The sequence below is a fragment of the Methylobacterium brachythecii genome, from assembly GCF_014196345.1.
GTDB lineage: Bacteria > Pseudomonadota > Alphaproteobacteria > Rhizobiales > Beijerinckiaceae > Methylobacterium > Methylobacterium brachythecii.
The window spans coordinates 183,131-208,813 of sequence record NZ_JACIDN010000007.1 but is presented as its reverse complement, the minus strand read 5'-3'; the positions used below and the strand labels follow the sequence as shown (position 1 = coordinate 208,813).

Annotated in this window: 17 protein-coding genes; 10 read left to right on the top strand and 7 right to left on the bottom strand. The window is 66.4% G+C overall.

Going from position 1 to position 25,683, the window contains the following annotated elements; translation table 11 throughout:
- Positions 1 to 163 precede the first annotated feature (163 nt).
- Positions 164 to 676, bottom strand: a complete 513-nt coding sequence (locus GGR33_RS19110) for a BA14K family protein (protein ID WP_246413269.1) — start codon at positions 674 to 676, stop codon at positions 164 to 166.
- Positions 677 to 1,426: 750 nt separating this feature from the next.
- Between GGR33_RS19110 and GGR33_RS19105 the strand changes: the two genes are divergently transcribed.
- Entirely contained in the window at positions 1,427 to 3,403 is a 1,977-nt protein-coding gene (locus GGR33_RS19105; RefSeq protein ID WP_183508150.1) for an acyl CoA:acetate/3-ketoacid CoA transferase, read from the top strand.
- Between the two features lie 99 nt (positions 3,404 to 3,502).
- Here GGR33_RS19105 and GGR33_RS19100 read toward each other — a convergent pair whose 3' ends face one another.
- The 3 genes from GGR33_RS19100 to GGR33_RS19090 all read right to left on the bottom strand — a co-directional run bounded on the left by GGR33_RS19100 (position 3,503) and on the right by GGR33_RS19090 (position 6,410).
- Positions 3,503 to 4,705 (bottom strand): ABC transporter permease, encoded by a 1,203-nt coding sequence (locus GGR33_RS19100; RefSeq protein ID WP_183508147.1) that lies wholly within the window; start codon positions 4,703 to 4,705, stop codon positions 3,503 to 3,505.
- Positions 4,706 to 4,733: 28 nt separating this feature from the next.
- Entirely contained in the window at positions 4,734 to 5,201 is a 468-nt protein-coding gene (locus GGR33_RS19095) for a DUF4112 domain-containing protein (protein WP_183508145.1), read from the bottom strand.
- 66 nt (positions 5,202 to 5,267) lie between these two features.
- Positions 5,268 to 6,410: an aminotransferase gene (locus GGR33_RS19090; protein WP_183508143.1), complete on the bottom strand. Its 1,143-nt coding sequence runs from the start codon at positions 6,408 to 6,410 to the stop codon at positions 5,268 to 5,270.
- 683 nt (positions 6,411 to 7,093) lie between these two features.
- On the opposite strand from GGR33_RS19090, the gene GGR33_RS19085 reads away from it, so the two are divergent.
- The 5 genes from GGR33_RS19085 (at position 7,094) to zwf (ending at position 18,369) form a co-directional block, all read left to right on the top strand.
- Positions 7,094 to 8,512, top strand: coding sequence for an MdtA/MuxA family multidrug efflux RND transporter periplasmic adaptor subunit (locus GGR33_RS19085; protein WP_183508141.1), 1,419 nt, complete (start codon positions 7,094 to 7,096; stop codon positions 8,510 to 8,512).
- An 82-nt stretch (positions 8,513 to 8,594) separates the two neighbouring features.
- A complete protein-coding gene (locus GGR33_RS19080; RefSeq protein WP_183508140.1) occupies positions 8,595 to 11,714 on the top strand; it encodes an MdtB/MuxB family multidrug efflux RND transporter permease subunit in 3,120 nt (1,039 codons plus the stop codon).
- A complete protein-coding gene (locus tag GGR33_RS19075; RefSeq protein ID WP_183508138.1) occupies positions 11,711 to 15,163 on the top strand; it encodes an efflux RND transporter permease subunit in 3,453 nt (1,150 codons plus the stop codon). The genes GGR33_RS19080 and GGR33_RS19075 overlap by 4 nt, the downstream gene beginning before the upstream one ends.
- Positions 15,163 to 16,668, top strand: a complete 1,506-nt coding sequence (locus tag GGR33_RS19070) for an efflux transporter outer membrane subunit (RefSeq protein WP_183508136.1) — start codon at positions 15,163 to 15,165, stop codon at positions 16,666 to 16,668. The genes GGR33_RS19075 and GGR33_RS19070 overlap by 1 nt, the downstream gene beginning before the upstream one ends.
- Positions 16,669 to 16,830: 162 nt before the next feature.
- The gene (gene zwf / locus GGR33_RS19065) at positions 16,831 to 18,369 is read left to right on the top strand and encodes a glucose-6-phosphate dehydrogenase (protein ID WP_183508134.1); all 1,539 of its coding nucleotides are present in this window, start codon (positions 16,831 to 16,833) and stop codon (positions 18,367 to 18,369) included.
- On the opposite strand, the gene GGR33_RS19060 is transcribed toward zwf, so the two are convergent.
- Complete coding sequence (locus GGR33_RS19060; RefSeq protein WP_183508132.1) at positions 18,358 to 19,131, bottom strand: restriction endonuclease; 774 nt, start codon at positions 19,129 to 19,131, stop codon at positions 18,358 to 18,360. The genes zwf and GGR33_RS19060 overlap by 12 nt on opposite strands.
- A gap of 462 nt (positions 19,132 to 19,593) precedes the next feature.
- On the opposite strand from GGR33_RS19060, the gene GGR33_RS19055 reads away from it, so the two are divergent.
- Positions 19,594 to 22,392 (top strand): bifunctional acetate--CoA ligase family protein/GNAT family N-acetyltransferase, encoded by a 2,799-nt coding sequence (locus tag GGR33_RS19055; RefSeq protein WP_183508130.1) that lies wholly within the window; start codon positions 19,594 to 19,596, stop codon positions 22,390 to 22,392.
- Between the two features lie 154 nt (positions 22,393 to 22,546).
- Here the strand turns inward: GGR33_RS19055 and GGR33_RS19050 are convergent, their stop codons facing one another.
- Positions 22,547 to 22,768 (bottom strand): hypothetical protein, encoded by a 222-nt coding sequence (locus GGR33_RS19050; RefSeq protein WP_183508128.1) that lies wholly within the window; start codon positions 22,766 to 22,768, stop codon positions 22,547 to 22,549.
- A gap of 423 nt (positions 22,769 to 23,191) precedes the next feature.
- Here GGR33_RS19050 and GGR33_RS19045 point away from each other — a divergent pair, with 423 nt between their 5' ends.
- Both GGR33_RS19045 and GGR33_RS19040 read left to right on the top strand, forming a co-directional pair.
- Positions 23,192 to 23,689, top strand: coding sequence for a hypothetical protein (locus GGR33_RS19045; protein WP_183508126.1), 498 nt, complete (start codon positions 23,192 to 23,194; stop codon positions 23,687 to 23,689).
- Between the two features lie 556 nt (positions 23,690 to 24,245).
- Positions 24,246 to 24,455 carry a cold-shock protein gene (locus GGR33_RS19040; protein ID WP_183508124.1) on the top strand — a complete coding sequence of 70 codons (210 nt, stop codon included), beginning with the start codon at positions 24,246 to 24,248 and terminating at the stop codon, positions 24,453 to 24,455.
- A 400-nt stretch (positions 24,456 to 24,855) separates the two neighbouring features.
- Here the strand turns inward: GGR33_RS19040 and GGR33_RS19035 are convergent, their stop codons facing one another.
- Positions 24,856 to 25,080, bottom strand: a complete 225-nt coding sequence (locus tag GGR33_RS19035; RefSeq protein WP_183508123.1) for a hypothetical protein — start codon at positions 25,078 to 25,080, stop codon at positions 24,856 to 24,858.
- Positions 25,081 to 25,467: 387 nt separating this feature from the next.
- Between GGR33_RS19035 and GGR33_RS19030 the strand changes: the two genes are divergently transcribed.
- The gene (locus GGR33_RS19030) at positions 25,468 to 25,677 is read left to right on the top strand and encodes a cold-shock protein (protein ID WP_183508121.1); all 210 of its coding nucleotides are present in this window, start codon (positions 25,468 to 25,470) and stop codon (positions 25,675 to 25,677) included.
- Positions 25,678 to 25,683 lie beyond the last annotated feature (6 nt).

Here is a 25,683-nt window from a genome sequence, read left to right as displayed (position 1 = left end):
TCGCGAGATACGCCGTTCAAACTCGACAGTCTGTGCGCCCGGTCACGCTCGAAGAAAAGCCTGAACGGAACGGGGTCTTCGATCGAAAACAACAGAACTCACAAAGCAAAGCCCCGCGAACCGGGGCTCGCGAGGCTGTGCACGCGCTTGGAAGAGCGAAGGCTTATGGGCAGGAACGCCGCTTGCCCCCCTTGCCGACATAGGTGCGCGTTTGCGGATCGTAGGTCTTGAACCGCTGAGCGCAGTAGGCGGCTTGCGCGTCGCCGGCCGGCGCCGACGACTCGTCGTCGTAGGCAGCGGGCGCATAGTAGTCGTCGTAGTAGCCGTTGCCGTACGGGTACCCGTATCCGTAGCCGAACCCCGTTCCGACGCCGAAACCGTATGCCGGGTAGGGGCGGCCGTGCCATCCGTGATGATGATGGTGACCGCCCGGCCGCCCAGGGCGATTCCAGCCAGGGCGGCCGCCGAAACCGCCATCGGCGATGCCGCCGGGCCGCCCGGGGCGGTTCCAGCCAGGGCGACCGCCGAAGCCGCCATCGGCGATGCCGCCGGGACGGCCCGGTCCGCCGGGGCTTACGTTTCCCGGAAAGCCCGGTCGGCCAGGATTCACGCCGGGACCGAGCGTCGGCCCGACCGCCGTCGGCAATCCGCCGATCCCCGGCGGCCGAGCGGCCATGCCGCCCCCGCCGAAGCCTCCCGGACGCCCGCCCACGGCCCCGCCACCGAAACTTCCGCGGACACCTGCGCCTCCGCCGAGTTCAGCCCCTCCGCCGAGACCCCCTCCACCGACAGGCCCACCGGACGCGGCGGGAAACCTGCCGCCCGTAATAGTTTGTGCTTCGGCGGCCGCGATCGTCAAGGTCAAGCTTCCGGCGACCATCACGGAGGTCAGAATGATTTTTCTCATGTCGAAATTCGCCATCTGCGTATGGATCATATGAATTTCTAACGGTTGAGAGTCCGAGTTCGTCCGTTGGCTCGGCGAAAATCTGCACGAAGTCTTCACTGCGACGCACCAGTTGCATGGCTCCGCTTGGCACATCACGCCGGCGACTGACGGCGTGGCATCTGCTCGTGAGCCGGCGTGCTGAATCAGGGCGGCCGGAGACGGGCTGGCCGCCATCGTATCCAGTATCCAATACTGCGCTCCCGCCGGTTCGCCGCGAGTTTTTCTTGAGCCTTCGGACAGTCTTTTTCAGGTCCAACCAGCGCTCGATTGCGCTAAGCTGATGCTTCCTAGGCTTGTGAATGCGTCGCAGCAGAGATGTTGCGCGATGCAGCATAAATCTGGGCAATCATGCTGGGGATCGAGACCGGCTGATCGCTTGTTTCGATCGAGGCGACGCAATCTCCGCCGCGAGGGCTACCGTGCAAGATCTTGCACGGAACTGCGAAGAGCGGAGAAGCTGGGAGGACGACGCAGCCGATGAAGAAGAACAAGGTCATCACGGCCCAGGAGGCGATCGCGCTCATCCGCGAGAACGACGTCGTGACCACGACCGGCTTCGTCCAGAGCTGCATCCCCGAGGCCCTGCATGCGGCGCTGGAGAAGCGCTTCGTCGATACGGGCTCGCCCCGCGGCCTCACCTTGATCATGACCGCCGGCGCCGGCGACAGCAAAGGCCTCGGCACCGGCCGTCTGCACCATGATGGGCTGCTCACTCGCGTCATCGCCGCGAATTTCGGCCGGATGCCGAAGGTGGCTCAGGCCGCCACCGAGAACCGTATCCGCGGCTACAACCTGCCTCAGGGCGTGATCTCGCAGCTCTACCGGGCCTGCGCCGCCGGACAGCCCGGCCTGTTCTCGAAGGTCGGCCTGCACACCTATGTCGATCCGCGCCATGGCGGGGCCAAGGTCAACGAGTTGACCCAGGACGACATCGTCAAGCTCGTCGAGGTCGATGGCGAGGAATGGCTGTTCTACACGGCCACCAAGATCGACGTGGCCTTCATCCGCGCCACCTCGGCCGACCCGTCCGGCAACCTCTCCTACGAGAAAGAGGCTCTGACCCTCGATTGCCTCGCCCAGGCCATGGCCGCCCGCAACAACGGCGGCATCGTCATCGCCCAGGTCGAGCGCATCGTCGATGACGGCTACCTGCTGCCGAAGGACGTGCGCGTGCCCGGCATCCTCGTCGACTGCGTCGTGGTCGCCGAGCCTGAGATGCACCGCATGAACTACGGCGTGATGCACGACGCGGCGCTGGCGGGTGAGATCCGCGTGCCGGTCACCGGCATTAAACGGATGGCGCTGAACGAGCGCAAGATCATCGCCCGCCGCGCGGCCTTCGAGCTGCCCCCGAACGGCGTGGTCAATCTCGGAGTCGGAGCCCCAGAGGGGATTTCCTCCGTCGCGAACGAGGAAAAGATCACCCCCTACATCACGCTGACCACCGAGGCCGGTGCGGTGGGCGGCGTGCTCGCCTCGGGGTCGAGCTTCGGCGCGGCGACGAATGCCGACTGCATCATCGACCAGAACCAGATGTTCGACTTCTACGACGGCGGCGGCCTCGACATGACCTGCCTCGGCATGGCCGAGTGCGACGAGGCCGGCAACGTCAACACCTCGAAATTCGCGGGCAAGCTCAACGGCTGCGGCGGCTTCATCAACATCAGCCAGAACGCGCGCAGCGTGGTCTTCGCCGGCACCTTCACGGCCGGCGGCCTCGAGATCGCGGTCGACGACGGGCAGGTGCGGATCGTCAAGGAGGGAAGGGCGCGGAAGTTCGTCACGCAAGTCGCCCAGAACACCTTCAGCGGACCGTACGCGGTGCAGAAATCGCAGCCGGTGATCTACGTGACCGAGCGCTGCGTCTTCCAGCTCACAAAGGACGGGCTAGAACTGATCGAGGTCGCACCCGGCATCGACATCGAGCGCGACATTCTCCCCCACATGGACTTCAAGCCGGTGATCCGGAACCCGGTGCCGATGGACTCGCGCATCTTCCGCGAGGAGCCGATGGAGCTGGCCTCCGACCTGCTCAACCTCGATCTCAAGGACCGCGTCAGCTACGACCCGGACCGCAACCTGCTCTTTATCAACCTGGAGGGCTGGTACTGCCGCGTGAAGAGCGACATGGATGAGCTGCGCCTCACCATCGTCGAGGCCTGCAAGAAGGCCGGACAGCGCGTGAACTCGGTGGTGAACCACGACGGGTTCAAGCTCAACGAGAACCTCTACGACGACTATGCCGGCATGATCCAATATCTGCAGGCGAACTACTACGCGACCACTACCCGCTACGCGACGAGCGCCTTCCTCCGCCTGAAGATGGAGGAGGCGCTGAAGAAACGCGGCGTCGCCCCGCACGTCTTCGAGCGGAAGGAGGACGCGCATTCGTTCGTGGGGACAGTGGACAAGCGGGCAAGGAAGCAGATCTCGCCGGCCGTGGCGGCGGAGTAGCACTCACCGTCATTGCGAGCGTCAGCGAAGCAATCCAGGGCTAACGGGCTGAGGTCGCGTGTGTGGCCCTGGATTGCTTCGCTTCGCTCGCAATGACGCTCAGGCGAAGGTCTTCCGCGGGTCGAACGCGTCGCGCACCGCCTCGCCCGCGAACACCAACAAGCTCAGCATCGCCGAAACGACAAAAAACCCGGTCAGCCCAAGCCAGGGCGCGTTGATGTTGTCCTTGCCCTGCGCCAGCAGCTCGCCGAGGGAGGCAGAGCCGGGCGGCAGTCCGAAGCCCAAAAAGTCCAGCGAGGTCAGCGTCGTGATCGAGCCGTTCAGGATGAACGGCAGGAAGGTTAGAGTCGCGACCATGGCGTTCGGCAGCAGGTGGCGGGTCATGATCGCCACGTTGGAGAGGCCGAGTGCCCGGGCGGCGCGGACGTATTCGAAGTTGCGGGCGCGCAGAAACTCGGCGCGCACCACCCCGACGAGGGCCGTCCAGGCGAAGAGCGTTAGGATCGCGAGCAGCGTGAAGAAGCTCGGCGCCAGGAAGGCCGACATGATGATGATCAGGTAAAGCGTCGGCACCGCGCTCCAGATCTCGATGGCGCGCTGGAAGATCAGATCGGTCCAGCCGCCGAAATAGCCCTGCACCGCCCCTGCGATCACGCCGATGACCGACGAGACGGCCGCGAGCATCAGCCCGAACAGCACCGAGATCCGGAAGCCGTAGAGGATGCGGGCGAGCACGTCGCGCGAGGCGTTGTCGGTGCCGAGCCAGTGCTGCTCGATATCCCGGCAGCCGAGGGGGCGTCCTTGCGCCTTGGCGCCGGCGCGCTCGGCGACTGGGCGGCACTGGTCGTCCGTCAGATTCCAAGTCGGCGGAGAGGGGGACGGCGTCGGCAGGTCGCTCATGAAGGTGTTGTAGGAGTAGGGGATCGGCGGCCAGACCGACCAGCCGTTCTCCGCAATCTCCTTGCGGGTCTCAGGTGCGCGAAAATCCGTCTGCGCGAGGAAGCCACCGAACTTCTCGTCCGGGTAGTCGATGAAGACCGGCCAGAGCCATTCGCCCTTGTAGGAGACGAAGATCGGCCGGTCGTTGGCGATGAACTCCGCGAACAGGCTTACCACGAACAGTACGGCGAAGACGACCGCGGACCACGAACCGCGCTTGTTCTTCCAGAAATTCGCGACGCGGCGGCGATTGAGTGGCGAGAGCCCGCGCCGGGTCTCCGGCGGTAGGCCCTGCATCTGCGGCGCATTGCCAGGCGCGGTCACGGGGACCGCGTCGACCTGCGGGCGCGGCACCTCGTTCATGACGTCACGGCCCTGATGGTGAAAAAACTCAATCGAGGCGCGTTGCCGTGCCCTCGATCTCGCTCGGCCGCAAGCTGCCCTTCTTCTCGAGATGCCGGCGCAGCAGGCGGACGTTGCGACGATTGGCCTTGAAGGCCGCGTCGAACAGGTCGCCGGCCACCGGCACGGCGCCGACGAGACCGTCGAACGCCACGTTCGCCGCCATGCGCCCAACCAGCCAGCGCGGGGCCCCGAGGCGTCGGGCCTCGTAGACGATGTAGGAGGCGATCGCGACGCCCGCGATGTCGCCGATCACCGGCACCAGGCCGATGATCGCATCGAGACCAACGCGCCGATTGATGCCCGGCAGCACGAAGGCCGTGTCCATCAGATGCGCGATGTGCTCCAGGCGCCGGAGGCTGGCCTCCGGTCCGGTATCGGTGAAACGGCGCAGGTCGGCCGACCCGAAGGGCTCGGCGAAGACGTGCGGGTTGCGGGGCGTGTCGGCGGCACTCATGCCGAAGCATGTGGTCCGCGTGACCCCCGGCGGCAAGGAAGCGGCCTTTGCCCGCGGAAAATTTCATCAAGCGGCGCTCGCCTGGCGCGACAGCCGTTCGAGGGCGGCGTCGAGGGTCGCATCGGTCTTGGCGAAGCAGAAGCGCACGAGGTTCTTGACGCGCCCGGTCTCATAGAAGGCGCTCACCGGAATCGCGGCGACGCCGTTCTCGCGCACCAGCCGCTCGCAGAAGGCCACGTCGTCGGCCGCGCCGATATCGATACTGACGAAGTATGTCGCGGCACTCGGCAGAACCGTGAAGCCGAGGCCGGACAATCCCGTTGCCAGCCGATCGCGGGAACGAGCGAGCCCAGCGCGCATACCGGTAAAATAGGCGTCGTTCTTCCCGAGACCGTAGGCCGCCGCCTCCTGCAGGTTCGGCGGCGTCGTGAAGGTGAGGAACTGGTGGGCGCGGGCGAGCACGCGCATTAGCTCCGGAGCCGCCATCACGAAGCCGACCTTCCAGCCGGTCAGCGAAAAAATCTTGCCGGCCGAGCCGACCTTGATGGTCCGCTCGCGCATGCCGGGCAGCGCCATCAGCGGCACGTGGCGGGCGCCGTCGAAGATCACGTGCTCCCAGACCTCGTCGCAGAGCGCTACGGCGTCGAACCTTTCGCAGTAGCCCGCGAGCAGCGACAGGGCGGCCTCGCCGAAAACCGTCGCCGAGGGGTTGAGCGGGTTGTTCAAGATGACGAGCCGCGTCCGGTCGGAAAACGCTGCCGCCAGGGCCTCGTCCTCCAGCCGAAAGTACGGAGGCTTCAGCGTGACGAAGCGCGGGATGCCTCCGGCCCGGCGCACCAGCGGCAGATAGGCGTCGTACATCGGCTCGAACAGCACGACCTCGTCGCCGGGCTCGATCAGCGCGAAGATCGCGCCGGCCAGGGCCTCTGTCGCGCCGGAGGTGACCATCACCTCGGTGTCGGGGTCGAGTTCGAGACCTTGATGGCGACCGTAATGCTCGGCGACGGCCGCACGCAGCGACGGCAGTCCCATCATAGGCGGGTACTGGTTGTAGCCGTCGCGCAGGGCCTTGGCTGCCACCTCGCGCACGTCGTCCGGCCCCGGATCGTCGGGAAAGCCCTGGCCGAGATTGATTGCGCCATGCTCTCGGCCGAGCCGCGACATCGTCTCGAAGACCGTGACGGGAAGATCGGCGAAGACGGGATTCATATCCGGCAAATCAGAGCAGGGACGACACCGGTCGCAGCATCCGCGACGTCAAGACGAGAAGCGGATACCACGCGGGGATATCAAGGCGAAGCGTGCGGGAGCGCACACGTCTCCGCCCCGGATGGCCCCGAACGACTGACGAATGTTGACAATCATCAGTCGTGATTTAACTCTCAGTCCACGGCCGACCGGCGACCGCCTGTATGGAACTCCGCCCCCTCGTTCCCTGCAAGTGGTCGCCGGCTCGGTTGTAGCGAAGAGGCTGCCGTCTTGTACGGCGGCCTCTTTGCGTTTTCGGCGGTCGCGACTGACACGATCAGCACATTCCGCCCCTGCTCCTTCATTGCATGATACTTCGCCCGTACTCGCCGCGCGTGTCGATACGCACTGCGTGCGCTGCGGCGTTGGCAGCCGGAAAGCCCTCCGCGCGCAGCAACATCCGGGAAACCTGCACGCCGTACTGACGACGCATTGCCGAGAGAAGTTTCGCGTGCTTCTGCGATGCACGCTTCCCGTCTCGAGGCCTGGGTTTGTTTGCTGATCCTCTGAGGATCCGAACGCGTCCGCATTCAAGTTGTGATCGGTTTGCCTTCGTCCGTTGGATGACGGCACAGTCCGGTTCACGGTGAGTTGGAAATCGGCGCGAAGACGGGTTTCGACGCGACGATCTGATTGAGTCGAGGATGAACGAGAGTTCGCCGATCCGCAGGGAGACCGCCCGGGAATATCCCGAGCAGGCTCCTGCTCCGAAGACCCGCCGGCGCAGCCGTACCGGGCGTTGGATGCTGCTCATCCTGCTGCTGGGCTTGGCCGGGGCCTTCGCGCATCGGATGTACGAGGCCAAGCAACAGCCCGAGGGCGCCGCGGCGACGAAGCACGGCCGCGGGGGTGGAAGGCACGGCGGAGGCGATATCGCCCAGGCCGTCGGCATCGCAACGGCAACGACGGGCGACATGCCGATCATCCTGCAGGGCCTCGGCACCGTGACGCCGCTCGCTACAGTGACGGTGAAGTCGCAGATCAGCGGCTATCTCATGGAAATCGGCTTCCGCGAGGGCCAGACGGTCAAGAAGGGCGACTACCTCGCCCAGGTCGACCAGCGTCCCTACGAGGCCCTGCTCGCGCAAAACCAGGGCCAGCTCGCGCGGGATCAGGCGCTGCTGCAGAACGCCAAGCTCGACCTCGTGCGCTACCAGACCCTGAACCGCCAGGATTCGATCTCGAAGCAGAACGTCGATACCCAGGCCGCCCTGGTGAAGCAGAACGAGGGCACGGTCGCGGCCGATCAGGCCATGGTCGATCAGCAAAAGCTGAACATCGCCTATGCCCGCATCACCTCGCCGGTGGAGGGCCGGGTGGGCCTGAGGCAGGTGGACCAGGGCAACTACATTTCGGCCGGCTCCACCAACATCGTCGTGGTGACGCAGCTGCATCCGATCTCTGTGCTGTTCACGCTGCCGGAGGACGACGTCGCGCGGGTGATGAAGCGCATCCGCGAGGGCGCTAAGCTCACCGTGCGCGCCTATGACCGCGGCGACCAGCACGAGATCGCCACCGGCTCTCTGGACACCATCGACAACCAGATCGACGTCACCACCGGCACGGTGAAGCTGCGCGCGCTGTTCCAGAACGAAGAGGAAACACTGTTTCCGAACCAGTTCGTCAACGCGAAGCTGACCGTCGACACGATCAAGAACGCCACCGTGGTGCCGACCGCGGCGATCCTGCGCGGCACGCCCGGCGCCTACGTCTACCTGATGCAGGGAGACGACAAGGTCACCGTACGCCCGATCACGGTTGGCGAAACGGACGGCGTCCGAACCGTCGTTTCGGCAGGCCTCCAGCCGGGAGATCGAATCGTCACGGACGGCACCGACCGCCTGCGCGAGGGCGCTCCCGTGCGGATCACGGCCGGCGGTCAGAAGAAAGCGGCCGGTGCGCCGGGCGACAACGCTGCTCCGGGCGCGGCCGCCTCCCAGCAGGGCGAGACGGGCAGCGCCGGGAAGACGGATGGCGGCAAGGCCCCGGACGGCCAGAGCGACGCCGCGCAGACGCAAGGCGGCGAGCATCCGCGCCGGCGCGGCAGACAGAAGGCTCAGTGATGAGGAGCGCGACGGTCTCGCGCTCTCCTCTCCCCATGTGCGGGGAGAGGAGATGCGCGTCGCGGCGCCTTAGGCACACGCCATGAACCCGTCGCGCATCTTCATCCTGCGTCCGGTTGCCACGACGCTGCTGATGCTGGCGATCCTGATCGTCGGCATGGTTTCCTACGTGAACCTGCCGGTCTCGGCGCTGCCCGCCGTCGATTACCCGACGATCCAGGTGCAAACCTTCTATCCGGGAGCGAGCCCTGAGGTGATGACCTCGGCCGTCACCGCGCCGCTGGAGCGGCAATTCGGCCAGATGGCCAATCTCAGCCAGATGTCGTCGCAGAGTTCCGCCGGCGCATCGGTCATCACCCTGCAGTTCAGCCTCGACATCTCCCTCGACATCGCCGAGCAGTCGGTCCAGGCGGCGATCAACGCGGCCGGCAACCTGCTGCCCTCCGACCTGCCGGCGCCGCCGGTCTACGCCAAGGTCAACCCGGCCGACGCGCCGATCCTGACGCTGGCGCTGACCTCCGCGACCATGCCTCTGACGCAGGTGCGCGACCTCGCCGAAACGCGGCTCGCGCAGAAGATCTCACAGGTTGCGGGCGTCGGCCTCGTCAGCATGGGCGGCGGCCAGCGGCCAGCGGTGCGGGTACGGTTCAACTCCCTGGCGCTTGCCGCCTACGGCCTGAACATCGACGACCTGAGGACGACGATCGGAAACCTCAACGTCAACACGCCGAAGGGCACCATCGACGGGCCGACCCAGTCCTACACGATCAACGCCAACGATCAGGTCCGCGACCCGGCCGTCTATTCCAGCGCGATCATCGCCTACAAGAACGGCTCGCCGGTGCATCTGTCGGACGTGGCCGAGGTTGTCGACGGCGCCGAGAATACCCGGCTCGGAGCCTGGATGGACCGGACGCCCGCGGTCATCCTCAACATCCAGCGCCAGCCCGGCGCGAACGTCATCGAGACGGTCGACAAGATCAAGCAGTTGCTGCCTCAGCTGCAGGCCAGCATGCCGGCCGCCGTGGGCGTCGCACTGCTGACCGACCGCACGGTGACCATCCGGGCCTCCGTCGAGGACGTTCAGTTCGAGCTGCTGCTCGCCATCGCGCTCGTCGTGATGGTGATCTTCCTGTTCCTGCGCAGCGTGTCTGCGACGATCATCCCGAGCCTGTCGGTGCCGCTCTCCCTCGTCGGGGCGCTCGCGGCGATGAACCTGTGGGGCTTCTCCCTCGACAACCTCTCTCTGATGGCTCTGACCATCGCCACCGGCTTTGTCGTCGACGACGCCATCGTGGTGATCGAGAACATCGCCCGCCACGTCGAAGAGGGGCTCTCGCCCCTCGAAGCCGCGATGAAGGGCAGCCGCGAGATCGGCTTCACCATCGTGTCGCTGACCGTGTCGCTCATCGCGGTGCTGATCCCGCTGCTGTTCATGGGCGACGTGGTCGGCCGGCTGTTCCATGAATTCGCGATTACGCTCGCGGCCACCATCGTCATCTCGGCCGTCGTCTCGCTGACGCTGGTACCGATGATGTGCGCGCGCCTCCTCAAGCCGGAGGTGCATGGCGAGCGGCGCGAGGGCGCCATCGGCCGCTTCGGCCGCCGCATGACGGAGGGGACGATCGCCGGCTATGGCCGGGCTCTGCGCGTCGTGCTCGCCAACCAGGGACTCACGCTCATCGTCACCCTCGGGACGGTCGCACTGACCGCCTACCTGTTCGTGGTGATCCCGAAGGGCTTCTTCCCCGTCCAGGATACCGGCGTCATCCAGGGCATCTCCCAGGCCGACCAGAGCGTGTCCTACGCGGCGATGGCAGAGCGCCAGCAGCAGCTCGCCGACGTGGTGTTGAAGGACCCGGACGTGGCCAACCTGTCCTCGTTCATCGGGGTCGACGGCCAGAACGTCACGCTGAATTCCGGCCGCATGCTCATCAACCTGAAGCCTCAGGCCGAGCGCTCAGCGAGTGCCAGCGACATCATCCGGCGTCTCAACCTGTCAACGCGCCAGGTGCCGGGCGTGCGACTGTACATGCAGCCGGTCCAGGATCTGACCATCGATACGGCGGTCTCGGCGACGCAGTACCAGGTCATCATGGAGAACCCGAACCTGTCCGAGTTCGAGACCTGGGTGCCGCGCTTCGTCGAGGCTCTGCAAGCCTCGCCGCTGCTCGCCGACGTCACCAGCGACTATCAGGGCAACGGACTCGCGGCCTTCGTCACGATCGACCGGCCCACCGCAGGCCGCTACGGCATCACGCCGGCCTCGGTGGACAACGCACTCTACGACGCCTTCGGCCAGCGCATCATCTCGACGATCTTCTCGCAGTCGAACCAGTACCGAGTGATCCTCGAAGCCGATCCGGCGCTGCACACGACGCTGGATTCGCTGAAGAAGCTCTACCTGCCGTCCGCCACCGCGGCTTCGGGCCAGGTGCCGCTCTCGGCCATCGCCAGAATCGAGGAACGCCGCGCGCCGCTGCTCGTCGGCCATCTCGGCCAATTCCCGGCAACCACGGTGTCGTTCAACCTCGCTCCGGGCGCAGCCCTCGGCCAGGCGGTCGACGCCATCGAAGCGACGCGCAAGCAGATCGGGCTCCCTGCCAGCTTCAACGTGGTGCCTCAGGGCTCGGTCTTCGCCTTCCAGTCGGCGCTCTCGAACGAGCTGTTCCTGATCCTGGCCGCGATCGTCACCGTCTACATCGTGCTCGGCGTACTCTACGAGAGCTTCATCCACCCGATCACGATCCTCTCGACGCTGCCTTCCGCCGGCATCGGCGCCCTCCTCGGGCTGATGCTGTTCGGGCTCTCGCTCGACATCATTGCGATCATCGGCATCGTGCTGCTGATCGGTATCGTGAAGAAGAACGCGATCATGATGATCGACTTCGCGCTCCAGGCCGAGCGCGAGGAGGGCATGAGCCCGCGTGATGCGATCTACGAAGCCTGCCTGCTGCGCTTCCGTCCGATTCTGATGACGACCTTCGCCGCCCTGTTCGCAGCGGTACCGCTGATCCTCGGCACCGGCGTCGGCTCCGAGCTGCGCCAGCCGCTCGGCATCGTCATCGCCGGCGGCCTCATCGTCAGCCAGGTGCTGACGCTGTTCACGACCCCTGTGATTTACCTCGCCTTCGACCGGCTCGAGCGCCGGCTGACGGGTCGCCGGGAAGGCGGCTTCCGCGCGGGCGAGGCGCTTCCGTGAACATCTCGGAGCCGTTCATCCGGCGCCCGATCGCCACGACGCTACTGACAGTCGGCGTTCTGCTGGCGGGCATCTTCGCCTTCCTGAAGTTGCCGGTAGCGCCGCTGCCGCAGGTCGATTTCCCGGTCATCCTCGTCCAGGCGCAGATGGCCGGCGCCTCGCCCGAGACCATGGCGACGACGGTGGCTGCGCCGCTGGAGCGCCGTCTCGGCATCATCGCCGACGTCAACGAGATGACGTCGACGAGTTCCACCGGCAGCGTCCGCATCGTCCTGTTGTTCGGCCTGAACCGCGACATCGACGGCGCCGCCCGCGACGTGCAGGCCGCGATCAACGCGGCCCGCGCGGACCTACCGACGGCACTCCGCCAGAACCCGACTTACCGGAAGTTCAACCCGGCCGACGCACCGATCCTGATCCTCGGGCTGACCTCGAACACGCTCTCGCCGGGCCAGCTCTACGATTCCGCCGCCACCGTCGTTCAGCAGAAGATGTCCCAGGTCGAGGGCATCGGAAACGTCGATATCGGCGGCTCGTCGCTGCCTGCTGTGCGGGTCGAACTCGATCCGACGGCCCTGTTCAACTACGGCATCGGCCTGGAGGGCATCCGCGCGGCCCTGGCCTCGGCCAACGCCAACTCGCCAAAGGGCGACGTCGTCGCGGGCAGCCGGCGCTACCAGCTCTACGCCAACGACCAGGGCCACCAGGCCGCCGATTACCGCGACATCGTCGTGGCCTATCGCAATGGCGCGGGCGTGCGGCTGACCGACGTCGGCAAGGTCGAGGATTCCGTCGAGGACAAGCGCAACCTCGGCCTCGTCAACGGCAAGCCGGGCGTCATCCTGTTCATCTACAAGCAGCCCAACTCGAACGTCGTCGAGACGGTGAAGCGGGTGAAGGAGGCGATCCCGCAGATCCAGGCGGCGCTGCCCGGCGATATCGACCTCAACATTTCCGGCGATCGCTCGGTGACGATCCGCGCCTCCCTGAAGGAGACCGAGGAGACGCTGATCATCGCGGTCGGGCTCGTGATCCTGGTGGTGTTCGTGTTCCTGCGCTCGGGACGCGCGACGCTGATCCCGGCGGTCGCCGTGCCGATCTCGATCGTCGGCACCTTCGCCGCGATGTATCTCTGCGGTTTCTCGCTCAACATCCTGTCGTTGATGGCGCTGATCATCGCCACCGGCTTCGTGGTCGACGACGCCATCGTCGTCCTTGAGAACATCCAACGGCACATCGAGGCGGGCAAACCGCGAATGGAGGCTGCGCTGCTCGGCGCGCGCGAGGTCGGCTTCACGGTGATCTCGATGAGCCTGTCGCTCGTCGCGGTCTTCCTGCCGATCCTCATGATGGGGGGCATCGTCGGCCGGCTGTTCCGGGAATTCGCGGTCACGCTCTCGCTGGCGATCCTGATCTCGCTCGTGGTCTCGCTGACAACCACGCCGATGATGTGCGCGCGCTTCCTCAGGGCGCATGATCCTTCGGCAAAGGCCAAGCGTCCCAACCTCTTCGTCAGGGTCCTGGAGGGCGGCTTCGACGGGCTGCTGCGGGGTTACGAGCGCTCGCTGGGCTTCGCCCTGCGTCACCGCCGTCTCGTGCTGCTCAGCGTGTTCGTGACGATCGGGCTGAACGTCTATCTCTACGTCATCGTGCCGAAGGGCTTTTTCCCCGAGCAGGATACCGGGCAGCTCATGGGCGGCATCCAGGCCGACCAGCGCATCTCGTTCCAGTCCATGAAGGAAAAGCTGACCCGCGCGAGCGCCATCGTACAGGCCGACCCCGCGGTGGAGAGCATGGTCGGCTTCACGGGCGGCCGCGGGACCAACTCAGCCAATGTCTTCGTGGGTCTGAAGCCGCTCGGGGAGCGGCCGCCGATCGAGACGGTGATGGCGCGGCTGAGGCCGAAGCTTTCGCAGGTCGCGGGCGCGAGGCTGTTCCTGTTCGCCCGGCAGGACCTGAAGATGGGCGGGCGGCAGAGCTTCGCCCAGTATCAGTATGCGCTTCAGGCCGATTCGGCGGACGAGCTCTACACCTGGGCGCCGAAACTGGTGACGGAACTGCAGAAGCAGACCGATCTCTTCGCCGACGTGACCTCCGACCAGCAGGAGGGCGGCCTGGAGAGCCGGATCGTGATCGACCGGCCGACGGCCTACCGTTACGGCATCACGCCCGACAAGATCGACCAGACGCTCTACGATGCCTTCGGTCAGCGTCAGGTCTCGACGATCTACAACCCTCTGAACCAGTACCACGTCGTGATGGAGATCGCGCCGCGCTACCTCCAGAGCCCCGAGACACTGAAGATGATCTACGTCTCGACCTCGGGCGGCAACGCGCGCGGCTCGGCGACGACCAACGCCGTGGCTGGGACCGTGACCGGTCCGTCCAGCGCGGCGACAACGTCGGCTGCCGGCGGTTCGTCCTCGCCGTCGACGTCGAGTACCGCCGGCAGCACGATGCCGGGAAGTTTTGGCGCACAGGGCAGCGCTCCGGCGGGGAGCGCCGGCTCAACCGTGGCGTCCCAGGCCGGAGCCGGAGCGAGCGCTTCTAGCAGCACGAGTGCCTCTTCGGTCGCATCGGATTCCGCACGCAACGCCGCCTCCAACGCCATCGCCGCGAGCAAAGGTGGCGCCTCGTCGAGCGCGCCGGTCTCGAGTGCCAAGGAGACGATGGTGCCGCTCTCGGCCTTCGTGCGCTTCGAGACGGGCACGGCGCCGGTCCAGGTCAGCCACCAGGGGCTGTTCGTGGCGACCACGGTCTCCTTCAACCTGGCACCCGGCAAGAGCCTCTCGGACGCCACGGCGGCGATCGACAAGGCGATGACCGAGCTGCGCATGCCGGCCACCATCCACGGTGAATTCTCCGGCGCGGCCAAGAATTACCAGGACTCGGCCTCGCGCCAGCCGCTGCTGATCCTCGGCGCGCTGCTTGCGGTCTATGCCGTGCTCGGCATCCTCTACGAGAGCTACGTCCACCCGATCACGATTCTCTCCACGCTGCCTTCGGCCGGAATCGGTGCGGTGCTGGCGCTGCTCGTGACGGGCACCGAGTTCACGCTGATCGCGCTGATCGCGGTCTTCCTGCTGATCGGTATCGTGAAGAAGAACGCCATCCTGATGATCGATTTCGCCCTCGACGCCGAGCGCACGCGCGGCGCCTCCCCGGCCGATGCGATCTACGAAGCCTGCCTCTTGCGCTTCCGCCCCATCATGATGACAACGGCGGCCGCGCTTCTCGGCGCCGCGCCCCTAGTGCTGGCGATGGGCGAGGGCGCGGAACTCCGCCGGCCTCTCGGCATCGCGATCATCGGCGGCCTCATCGTGAGCCAGATCCTGACCCTGTACACGACCCCCGTCGTCTACCTGTACCTCGACCGGCTCCGCCACTGGGCGCTGAACCGGCGCAGCAGGCGGACCGGCAGCGGCGCGGCTCCGATGCCAGCCGAGTGATGTCCGTGAAACTCATCCGCATGGTGGCGGCCCTCGCTGTCGCCGCCACGACCTCCGGCTGCCTCGTGGGTCCCGATTACACGCGGCCGTCCGTCGAGACTCCGTTGGGATTCAAGGAAGGCGGCATGCGCGAGGACAGCCTCGCCTGGGTTCAGAAGAAGAAGGGCTGGCGAGCCGCCCAACCCAACGACGGCGCCGTGCGCGGCGACTGGTGGCGGGTGTTTCGCGATCCGACGCTCGACCGCCTGATGCGCTCCGTCGACGTCGACAACCAGAACCTCCGGGCGACGGTCGCCAACTACTCGCAGGCCCGCGCCCTCGTCGCGCAGTCTCGCTCCGCCCTGTTCCCGACCGTGATCGGCGCGCCGACGATCACCCGCGCCCGCTCGTCCGGCTCCGAGCGCACCACCTATTCGCTGCAGGGCCAGGCGACCTGGGAGCCCGATCTGTTCGGTCGCATCCGGCGGCAGTTGGAGAGCGACGTCGCCAGCGCGCAGGCCTCGGCCGCGGATATCGGCCTGGTCCGACTCGGCATTCAGGCCGAACTCGCCACGACCTATCTGCAGCTCCGTTACCAGGACACGCTCAAAAAGGTCCTCCAGGAGAACGTCGAGGGCTACAAGCGCAGCCTCGGCATCGCCGAGAACCAGTACAATGCCGGCGTCGCCGCGCGCTCCGACGTCATCACGGCGCAGACCCAGCTTCAGACGACCGAGGCGGCGGTGATCGCTACTGACGTCCAGCGCGCGGTCTACGAGCATGCCCTCGCGACGCTGATCGGCCGGCCGCCCTCCGAGCTGAACATCCCGGTCGGGCGTCTGGCGCAACGTCCCCCCGCGGTTCCGGTCGGCGTGCCCTCCGACTTGCTGGAGCGCCGCCCCGACATCGCGCAATCCGAGCGGCTGGTTCAGGCCCAGAGCGAACAGATCGGCGTCGCGGTCGCGGCATTCTTCCCGACGGTGACGCTCTCGGCCTCCAGCGGATTCGCGGGCCTCACGCGGGACGGCATCTTCTCGGCGACGAATGCGGCCTGGTCGGTGGCGGCCGCGGGCAGCGAGACGCTCTTCGACGGCGGGGCGCGCAGCGCGGCGGTCCAATCCGCGCGCGCCGGCTACGACGCTGCGGTCGCGACCTACCGCCAGACCGTCCTGACGGCTTTCGGAGAGGTCGAGAACGACCTTTCGGGTATCCGCATCCTCGCGCGCCAGCAGGTCAAGCAGGACGAGGCCGTGGTCTCCGCCCGCAAGGCCGTCGAAATCACCCTGAACGAGTACCGTGCCGGCACCCAGAACTACACCACCGTGATCACTGCGCAGGCGCTGCAGGTGAACAACGAGGTCGCCGCCCTGCAGGTGAAGCTCAGCCGCTTCACCACGGCCGTCGATCTGATCCGCGCCATCGGCGGTGGCTGGGACGCTCGCTCCATCCCGACCGGCGAGGAGTTGAAGGACAAGGCGCTCGACCTGCCGGTCGATCACGGGCAGGCCCTGCGCACCGAGGAATAGCGGGCGGTCGGAGCGACTCTGCCCATTGCAGCGCGATTTCGTCATCGACGTCGTTTGCAATGCGGCTCTGCTCGCCGCGGGTGAGCGACCGCGGAACGCGGCTACCTACGAGGGGTTGATCCGCGACCGCCGTGCCGAGGCGGATATCGCGGAGATTGCAGGATGGCGGACCAAGCCGCGCCGACACGGAAAGCCACGCCGGGCGATGCCGTCGCTCCGCCTTGCGCCCTCGTCATCTTCGGAGCGGGCGGCGACCTGACCAAGCGGCTGCTGATGCCGGCGCTCTACAACCTTTCCGGCAGCCGCTTGCTCTCGAACGATCTCACGATCATCGGCGTCGATCACAACGAGAACACCGACGAGGGCTGGCGACAGAACCTCACCGAGACGATGGAGAGCTACGCCAAGGACGCATCCGGCGAGTTCCACACCGACCACATCGACGAGGCCCAATGGGGCTTCATCCGCGACCGGCTGCATTTCGTGCAGGGCGATTTCGAGAAGGACGAGACCTATACGTCGCTCGGCGAGCACCTGAAGGGCAACGCGGTCTTCTACCTCGCCGTCGCGGCCCGATTCTTCGGCTCGATCGTCGACGGGCTCGGTAAAGCCGGCCTGCTGAAGCAGAGCGACGATCAGTTCCGGCGCGTCGTCATCGAAAAGCCCTTCGGCCACGACCTCGCCTCGGCGCAGGCACTCAACACACGCATCCTGAAGCAGGCTGACGAGAGCCAGTTCTACCGGATCGACCACTTCCTCGGAAAGGAGACGGTGCAGTCGATGATGGCGATCCGCTTCGCCAACGGCATCTTCGAACCGCTCTGGCGGCGCGAATACGTGGACCACGTTCAGATCACCGCGGCCGAGACGGTCGGCGTGGAGAAACGCGGCTCGTTCTATGAGCCGACTGGCGCCCTTCGGGACATGGTGCCGAACCACATGTTCCAGCTGCTCTGCATGGTGGCGATGGAGCCGCCGAACTCGTTCGATGCCGAGGCCGTCCGCACGGAGAAAGCGAAGCTCGCCGAGGCGGTTAAGCCGATCATGCCGGACCACGCGGTGCGCGGCCAGTACGCGGCCGGCGTCGAGCTTGGCAAGGATGTGCCCGCCTATCGCGACGAGCCGAACGTCGACCCGAACTCGAACACCGAGACTTATGCCGCGCTGAAGCTTGAGATCGAGAACTGGCGCTGGGCCGGCGTCCCATTCTACGTGCGCACCGGCAAGCGCTTGGCTGGCCGCCTCACCGAGATCGCGATCCACTTCAAGCCGGCCCCGTACCGGTTGTTTCGCGACACCGCGGTGGAGGACGTTGCGCAGAACGTCATGCGCATCCGGATCGCCCCGGAGCCCGGCGAGACCACCGAGATCAACGTCAAGGCGCCGGGTCCGCAGATGCGGCTCGGCAGGGTGGAAAACGCCTTCCGCTACAAGGACTTCTTCGACGAGACGCCGAATGTCGGCTACGAGACCCTGATCTACGACTGCATGATCGGCGACGCGACCCTGTTCCAGCGCGCCGACAACATCGAAGCCGGCTGGGCGGCGGTCGATCCGCTGCTGAAGGCCTGGAAGGACGCCCCGGTGGAACTCTACACTGCCGGCAGCGACGGGCCGAGAGCGGCCGAAGACCTGCTGGCGCGCGATAGGCGCTCGTGGCTGCCGCTGCCGGGAGAAACCGAAGACAAATCAGGCGGGTAGACGCCGGTTGGCGGCCCGCATCGGGCGCAACGCGCTGAGATCGTCGTGGTGCAGCAGCAAGACGCCAGTGGTCGCGGCGAGCTTACGTGCGGCGGGCGTGAAGCCGGCATTGGAGACGACAGCCGCCATGTCGGCCGACCAGTGCCGGGCGGCAGCGGCTGCTTCCTGCACGGCTGCGTTGCCGACGGGCTTTCCGTAGCGCTTGCACTGGACGACGAGGCGTGTGCCGGCGGCCTCGGCGATGACGTCTGCACCCTGGTCGCCGCTGGCCTGGGTCGACCGGGCCTGCCAGCCGGACTGGGTGAGGAGGCCGGCGCAGAAGCGTTCGTAGGCTATTCCATCGTCTGGCATTTCCGTCTCGTCGGGCAGGCGGACGGAGCCTGCCGTCGCCTCGACGATGGCGATCATCTGGTCCCAGTGCGGGTCGACATAGTCGGAGAAGCCGCGTTGCTCCAGGAGCGGCACGATCGTGCGTTCCACGAAGTATTCGCGTTCGCGCAGCCAGCCGTCCTCGACGGTGTTGCCATAGGCGTCCACGAAGCATTCCTGGCGGCGGCGGAGCGCCAGGATGCGGGCGTGACGGCGGGTGGTTCGGCGTACGAGCGCGCGGAATCTGCGTGGCCGGTCAAGGCGATAGAGCAGGATGACGGCTAGCCCGGCGCCTGTTGCGATCAGGGCTGGCCGCCCATAGGCGAGCGCCGCCGCACCTCCGACGACGAAGGTCCAGAACAGGTGCGTGACCGTCTTGGAGCGGGCGGACATCGACGTTGACGAGGGTTGCCGGTCGCTCTCCGAACGAGAGCCGCTGCAGGATGCCGGAAGGGGATTGTTCGACCCCTAATGCGAGCCGGCGGAAGAGGCGCATCTGGGAAAGGCCTGTGGATGGAGACCTTTCGAGAGCCGAAGCCTGCTGGACGTAGTCCATCCCCAGTCCCCGAACGTCATCGCCGATGCCGCTCATCCCGACCCTGCCGGAAGGCGTCCGGCAAGGTGTCGCGCGAGCAATCAATATTTAGAATGATTGAAAGTCTACTGTCGAGTTGCGCTGAAGTGGGCGCCTTACCGTTCGATACTTGTGAACCTACCTTCCTCATCATCACGAAGCCCGGCGCGGGGGTTCAAAAACCTCGAAAGGCTGGTACTGCTCCGGCATTCCGTTTCGGTGATCCAGGCGGCGCGTTTGCGATCACCCGGAACATGGCGCGCGAGCATCCGAGCCAGCTTATGAGCACTTACGGGTTCGCGACCATGTTGGCCCCGCGCAGCGTCGCCATCGTCGGAGCCGGCGAGCGCGAGGGGTCGGTCGGCCGGGCGGTGATCGACTCGCTGCGTGCCGGCGGGTTCGACGGCGCGATCCGGCCGGTGAACCGGAACTACGACACCATCGACGGCCTGCCCTGCTGTCCGAATCTCGCGGGCCTGCCCGAGACGCCGGATCTGGTGCTGATCGCGACGCCGCCGGAAACGGTGCCGGGAATCGTCGCGGAGGCGGGGGCCTGCGGGGCGGCGGCGGCGGCGGTGCTGTCGGCGCATCTCGGGCGGGGGGAGGAGGCGCCGATCGGCGCGGCGCGGCGGGCGGCGCGGGAGCACAGCCTGAGGCTGCTCGGGCCGGACAGCATCGGCCTGGCCGTGCCGGGGCGAAAGCTCAACGCGACGCTGCTGGCGCATCCGCCGCTCGCGGGGGATCTGGCGCTCGTCACGCAATCCGGCACCGTGGCCTCGGCCATCGCGGCCTGGGCGCATCGCCGCGAGGTCGGATTTTCCGCGATTCTCACGGTCGGCCGCTCGGCCGATGTCGACGTGGCCGATGCGCTGGATCATTTCGCGGCCGATCTCCACACCCGGGCGATCCTGCTCTCTCTCCACCGCATCGAGGATGCGCGAAAGTTCCTGTCGGCGGCCAGGGCGGCGGCCCGGGTCAAGCCGGTGGTGGTGCTGCGCACCGGGCGCCACGAGCCGCAGGAGGAGACGCCGCAGACCCATACCGGCGCGCTCGCCCGGCCCGATGCCGTCTATGCGGCGGCCCTGCGCCGGGCCGGCCTGCTCTCGGTGGACACGCTCGACGAGATGTTCTCCGCCGCCGAGACCCTGCGCCGGCAGCGGCCGTTTCCGGGCCGCCGGCTGATGATCGTCGCCAACGGCCGCGGCATCGGCGCGCTCGCGGCCGACCGGCTGGCCGAGCAGGGCGGCACGGCGGCCGATTGCGCGCCCGAGACGCTCGCGGCGCTCGACGGCATCCGTCACGGCGCCTCGAAGAACCCGATCGATCTCGGCGTCGATGCCGAGGCGAAGGATTACGCCGCCGGACTGAAGCCCCTGCTCGCCGCCCGCGAGAACGACGCGCTCCTGGTGATCCACGTCCCCACCGCCCGGGCCGGCGCCCGGCAGACGGCCGAGACCATCGCCGCCGCGGTGGCCGAGGCGCGCCGGGGCGGCGATCGCAAGAAGCCGGTCTTTGCCGTCTCCGTGGGCGAGAGCCCGGCCGCGGCGGCGGTTTATGCCAAGGCCGGCATCCCGCTGTTTCCGACCGATGCGGATGCGGTCGACGGCTTCCTGCACGTGGTGCGCTACCGCGAGGCGCAGGACGACCTGATGCGCACCCCGGCCTCGCTGCCGCAGGATTTCCGCCCCGACGTCGAGGCCGCCCGCGCCATCGTCGAGGCGGCGCTGGCCGGCGGCCAGAGCTGGCTCGATCCGCTCTCGGTCAAGGCGCTGCTCGCCGCCTACGGCATCCCGATGCAGCCCTGCCTGCTGGCGCCGGATGGCGAGCTCGCCGCCGAGGCTGCCTGGCCGATGATCGCGCAGGGCCAGCCCGTGGCGCTGAAGCTCGTCTCGCCGGACATCGTGCACAAGTCGGATGTGGGCGGCGTGCGCCTCGGCCTGACCTCGGAGGCCGACGTGCGCGAGGCGGCGACCCGCATGGTCGCCCGCGTGCGCGCCCTGCAGCCCGAGGCTCGCATCACCGGCTTTGCCGTTCAGGCGATGGTGCCGCGCGGCGCCAGCCGCGAGCTGATCGTCGGCCTCGCGGAGGACCGGACCTTCGGCCCCGTCGTGGTCTTCGGCCGCGGCGGCACCGCGGTGGAGGTGATCGACGACCGCGCGCTCGGCCTGCCGCCGCTCGACCTGCGCCTCGCCGCCGACCAGATCGCCCGCACCCGCGTCGCCCGGCGCCTCGCCGCCTATCGCGACGTACCGGCGGCCGACAGCGAGGCGATCGCCCTGGTCCTGGTGAAGCTCTCCCAGCTCGCCGCCGACCTGCCCGAGGTGCGCGAGCTCGACATCAACCCGCTGCTGGCCGATGCCGCGGGGGTGCTGGGTCTCGACGGAAGGGTGCGCGTTGCGCGGGCGACGGCTCTAGGACGAAACGTGTTTCACGTGAAACAAATCCTATCGCGAGAGGCTGGCGACACTCAGACCCGTCATTCCGGGGCCGGGTTCCCGCCTCCGGCGCGCCCCGGAATCACAGAGAGCAAACGCCCCGTCTCTCCCCACGCCCACCTCGCCATCCGCCCCTATCCGGTGGAGTGGGAGCGGGAGATGACGCTGAAGGGCCGCGCCATCCACGTGCGCCCGGTGCGCCCCGAGGACGAGGGGCTGTTCGCGGCCTTCTTCGCCGAGATCGACCCGGAGGACGTGCGCCTGCGCTTCTTCACGCCGATGAAGCACTTCAGCCACGCCTTTCTCGCCCGGCTGACTCAGCTCGACTACGCCCGCGCCATCGCCTTCGTCGCCATCGACGCGGCCGACCAGACCATGCTCGGCGCGGTGCGGCTCCACGCCGACGCCAACCACAAGAGCGGCGAGTTCGCGATCCTCGTGCGCTCCGACATCAAGGGCGTAGGGCTGGGCTACGCGCTGATGCGGCTGATGCTGGATTGGGCGCGAGCCGAGGGGATCGGATTGGTGGAGGGGATGGTGCTGGCGGAGAACAAGGCGATGCTGGCGGTGTGCCGGCGGTTGGGGTTCGAGGCGAAGCCGGATCGCGACGATCCGAGCGTGACGAAGGTGATGTTGCGACTGTAGGGGATCGGCATCGCATAACATGCCGGCTGTCTCGACCTGTCCCGTTCAGCTTGAGGGACGATTGGCAGTGGCATGCGGGCATCGTCCCGAAGCGCCAACCTTCCCAAGTTAATATCGTTCGCTTGCTCGCCGTGGTGGGCATTTCCTTGTGCAGTCAGCGCCACGGAAGGGCAACTACGCTGCGTACGACCTGCGGCATGTGCCAGTTCAGACGCGGCATCTCGCGGAAAAGAGCGTGGTTGAGCAAGAGCACGTCAGGGGCGATAACCACGGTCAGTCCCGCAGCAAATCCAAGCGACATGCTACTCAATTTATTTGATTGATCCCGCTTCCGTTTCGGTTCCTGATCGCAATCGTGCATGTGAAGACTGAACATGATCGCGCTTATTTTGATCGTAACGTCAGTTTTGATTGTTTTCGCGAATTTGCGGAATTTCCTTTAATTGAATAGCTCGCACATTTTAGATCGTCAGATCTCCGTTCAGCGTCGGCTGACCCCAGTCGCCCGACGCGAGTTTTGCCGGGTCTTACCGGAGCAAGACGATAGCGACGCAGCAGGTCAAATGCGCCCGGGGCGACCTACCAACGGATCAAAGACGTTGATCACCGATGACCTGCATCTCGATCAGCGTGAAACCGCCTCCGCTAGCGAAGGCGCTGGCGGCCTGGGGTTAAAAAACCGCTCAGTTTTTGATGCGCCCCAGAAGTATTGACGAATTATATCACCAAAATATATCGGTAATATGGTTGACGCTGGAGCGTTGGCTGATTTGAATACAATTCTGAGGAGGTTTGCCCAATGTCGAACACTTCAGTAACGGCCACGGTTATTGCTGCCGCGCTTACTTTAGCCCCTGTCGCTCACGCCATGCCGATGGGCGGATCCTATACTGGCCGTGTTGATACCCAGACTCCACAGGTCCTCGGACCCAATGAGGTCAAGGTTCAGCAGACCGCTTCCGGCTTGAATAATGGGCCCGGAACACCCCTCGACGGCGCTAAAGTTCAATGGGTAGAAACAGTAACGCTCAAGAATGGCCAAGGACCGGTACAGGGGACCATCACCTTCAGCACACCTGTCGGCTCTACCTCCAGCGCTTATAAAGGTATGGTCGCCACCGATGCTCAAGGACGTGTAACGGCAAAGGGAACCTACAAGGACACAGCCTCGACTGGCGAATTCGAAGGCATCAGAGGTAAGGGAAGCTTCACAGTCACATATACGTCCAAGACGGACTTTACGGGTGAGTGGAAAGGTGACGTGACGCTACCCAAGCAAAAAACATCTAACCGATAAAACTGATGTCGCGTGGGCCAAGCTTTTTGGCTGCAATTCGGGCTGCGCGATTTTGGATAAGCACCGTTGCGCAGGCCGCGTGGGATGCTGGCGTCTGAGAAGGGTCAACTCCTGCCGGAGCAGCCGCAGAGGATATGTCCGCTGTCGGGAACTGCGCGGCCACGCGTGAACGGCCGGCTTGGGTCGTAAGCAGTCTATGACTTGGAGAAATGGGCACCAAAGAAGGCTGCTTTCACCTCACGAGCCTCATCCCGAGGGACAGCGTCGGAGGTCCTCGAAGAGAGGGCTCGGACATCGCGCGGCATTGAGAACGCTCCGAGGCCGCAGCTCTGCTTCGGTGCGCCAAGACGTGGATCGTGGGTTGGAGCGGTCACCCGCCTTGCCTTCCCGCCCGAGCACCCCATGTCCCACCGATCGATCTGTGGCCGGACTTTCCGGGTCGTGACTCCTTCGCAGGGCGACCCCGTCGTTTCCACCCCTATCGGTATCTCCGGCCCTTCGCGTTCGCGCGAAGTGCTAACCCACTCGATAAGCCTGCGAAGACCTAAGGACTGACATGGCGACCGGCACTGTAAAGTGGTTCAACGAGACCAAGGGCTTTGGCTTCATCCAGCCGGATGATGGCGGCCAGGACGTGTTCGTGCACATCTCCGCCGTCGAGCGCGCCGGCATGCGCAACCTCATCGAGGGCCAGAAGATCTCCTTCGAGCTCGAGACCGACAAGCGCTCCGGCAAGAAGGCCGCGAGCCAACTCCAGGCCGCCTGAGCCTCGACACCGCTTTCGCCGCGCCCCTCGGGGCTCAGGCCAAACAGAGAGAAAGCCGCTCCTTCGGGGGCGGCTTTTTTCGTGTCGGGCATGGAGGGCGATGGGATGCGGAGGCCAGCTCGCAACATCGGTGAGGTGGCTCGGGATGGCTTCGCCGCGGGGGCGAGGGGCTCGGGCGTTCCCGCGGCCTCGCGGCTGGGTGCCTTAGGGTGAGGGCCTGGCTGGGAGGATGAAGGCTGGGAGGGGGCAGGTGACGGGCCGGGTGGCTGCACGTCACATCTGCGCAGGGCGCGGCCCTGAGGGACGGGGTGTGTCGGGCCGGAGGCGCCGGTTCGCCTGGTCCCGTATGACCCCCGTCCCAACAAAAAAGCCCTCCCCGCGAGGGGGGAGGGGGCGGGCGTCAGCCCTCGGTGGATTCCGCGGCCTCGGCCGTCTCGGCGTTCTCTGCAGGCTCGGCCGTCTCGGGTCGGGGGGCGGCCTTGTCGCGGCGGAAGCGGGAGGGCGGCGAGCGGCGCGCATCGCCCTTCTCGATGTCGCCGGTGGACGCGGCGATCTTCTTGGCGCGGGCGTTGAACTCGGCCATCGAGAGGCCGGGCGTGCGTCCGCTCGTGCTGTTATGCGCCATTGTCTGTCCTCTGAGCGTCGTGCGCCGGCCCGAGGAGCGGGCGGCGGATCGTAACGGGGAGCCGTGGTCCGGGTGCGGACGGGTGCGGACGGCTCCGGCATTGCCCAAGGCACCGGATTGCGCAGAGGGTGCCCATCAATAACACGTCCGACACGACGATGTGCCGACAAATTCCGATGCGGCTTTCGCGCAATTTCTGCGCTGCTCTTGCCGGAAGGGGCGTGAAGGTCTACTTACCCGTTATCGATCTAAGCCCGGAATTTGGGCCGTATACGCCTTCGCAGGGCGGTTCGGAATTTCTCGTCTTCTATCGGTTATCGAACCGTTCGCCGTCTCACGACGGTCGGACGACTGCGCATGATTTCCTGCGAAGCGACAAGGACGACTATGAGCACCGGCACCGTCAAGTGGTTCAACGAAACGAAGGGCTTCGGCTTCATCCAGCCGGATGACGGCTCGAAGGACGTCTTCGTGCACATCTCCGCCGTCGAGCGCGCCGGAATGCGCAACCTCGTCGAAGGCCAGAAGATCTCCTACGAGATGGAAACCGATCGCCGCTCGGGCAAGCAGTCGGCCGGCAGCCTCCAGAACGCGTGAGCCCTG

What these genes read in the sequence shown, in the direction of transcription:
- GGR33_RS19060 (WP_183508132.1), bottom strand. Translation starts at nt 19,131, where the DNA reads ATGTCCGCCCGCTCCAAGACGGTCACGCACCTGTTCTGGACCTTCGTC.
- GGR33_RS19110 (WP_246413269.1), bottom strand. Translation starts at nt 676, where the DNA reads ATGGCCGCTCGGCCGCCGGGGATCGGCGGATTGCCGACGGCGGTCGGG.
- GGR33_RS19030 (WP_183508121.1), top strand. Translation starts at nt 25,468, where the DNA reads ATGAGCACCGGCACCGTCAAGTGGTTCAACGAAACGAAGGGCTTCGGC.
- GGR33_RS19050 (WP_183508128.1), bottom strand. Translation starts at nt 22,768, where the DNA reads ATGTTCAGTCTTCACATGCACGATTGCGATCAGGAACCGAAACGGAAG.
- GGR33_RS19080 (WP_183508140.1), top strand. Translation starts at nt 8,595, where the DNA reads ATGAACCCGTCGCGCATCTTCATCCTGCGTCCGGTTGCCACGACGCTG.
- GGR33_RS19090 (WP_183508143.1), bottom strand. Translation starts at nt 6,410, where the DNA reads ATGAATCCCGTCTTCGCCGATCTTCCCGTCACGGTCTTCGAGACGATG.
- GGR33_RS19105 (WP_183508150.1), top strand. Translation starts at nt 1,427, where the DNA reads ATGAAGAAGAACAAGGTCATCACGGCCCAGGAGGCGATCGCGCTCATC.
- GGR33_RS19100 (WP_183508147.1), bottom strand. Translation starts at nt 4,705, where the DNA reads ATGAACGAGGTGCCGCGCCCGCAGGTCGACGCGGTCCCCGTGACCGCG.
- GGR33_RS19045 (WP_183508126.1), top strand. Translation starts at nt 23,192, where the DNA reads ATGTCGAACACTTCAGTAACGGCCACGGTTATTGCTGCCGCGCTTACT.
- zwf (WP_183508134.1), top strand. Translation starts at nt 16,831, where the DNA reads ATGGCGGACCAAGCCGCGCCGACACGGAAAGCCACGCCGGGCGATGCC.
- GGR33_RS19095 (WP_183508145.1), bottom strand. Translation starts at nt 5,201, where the DNA reads ATGAGTGCCGCCGACACGCCCCGCAACCCGCACGTCTTCGCCGAGCCC.
- GGR33_RS19040 (WP_183508124.1), top strand. Translation starts at nt 24,246, where the DNA reads ATGGCGACCGGCACTGTAAAGTGGTTCAACGAGACCAAGGGCTTTGGC.
- GGR33_RS19055 (WP_183508130.1), top strand. Translation starts at nt 19,594, where the DNA reads ATGAGCACTTACGGGTTCGCGACCATGTTGGCCCCGCGCAGCGTCGCC.
- GGR33_RS19035 (WP_183508123.1), bottom strand. Translation starts at nt 25,080, where the DNA reads ATGGCGCATAACAGCACGAGCGGACGCACGCCCGGCCTCTCGATGGCC.
- GGR33_RS19070 (WP_183508136.1), top strand. Translation starts at nt 15,163, where the DNA reads ATGTCCGTGAAACTCATCCGCATGGTGGCGGCCCTCGCTGTCGCCGCC.
- GGR33_RS19085 (WP_183508141.1), top strand. Translation starts at nt 7,094, where the DNA reads ATGAACGAGAGTTCGCCGATCCGCAGGGAGACCGCCCGGGAATATCCC.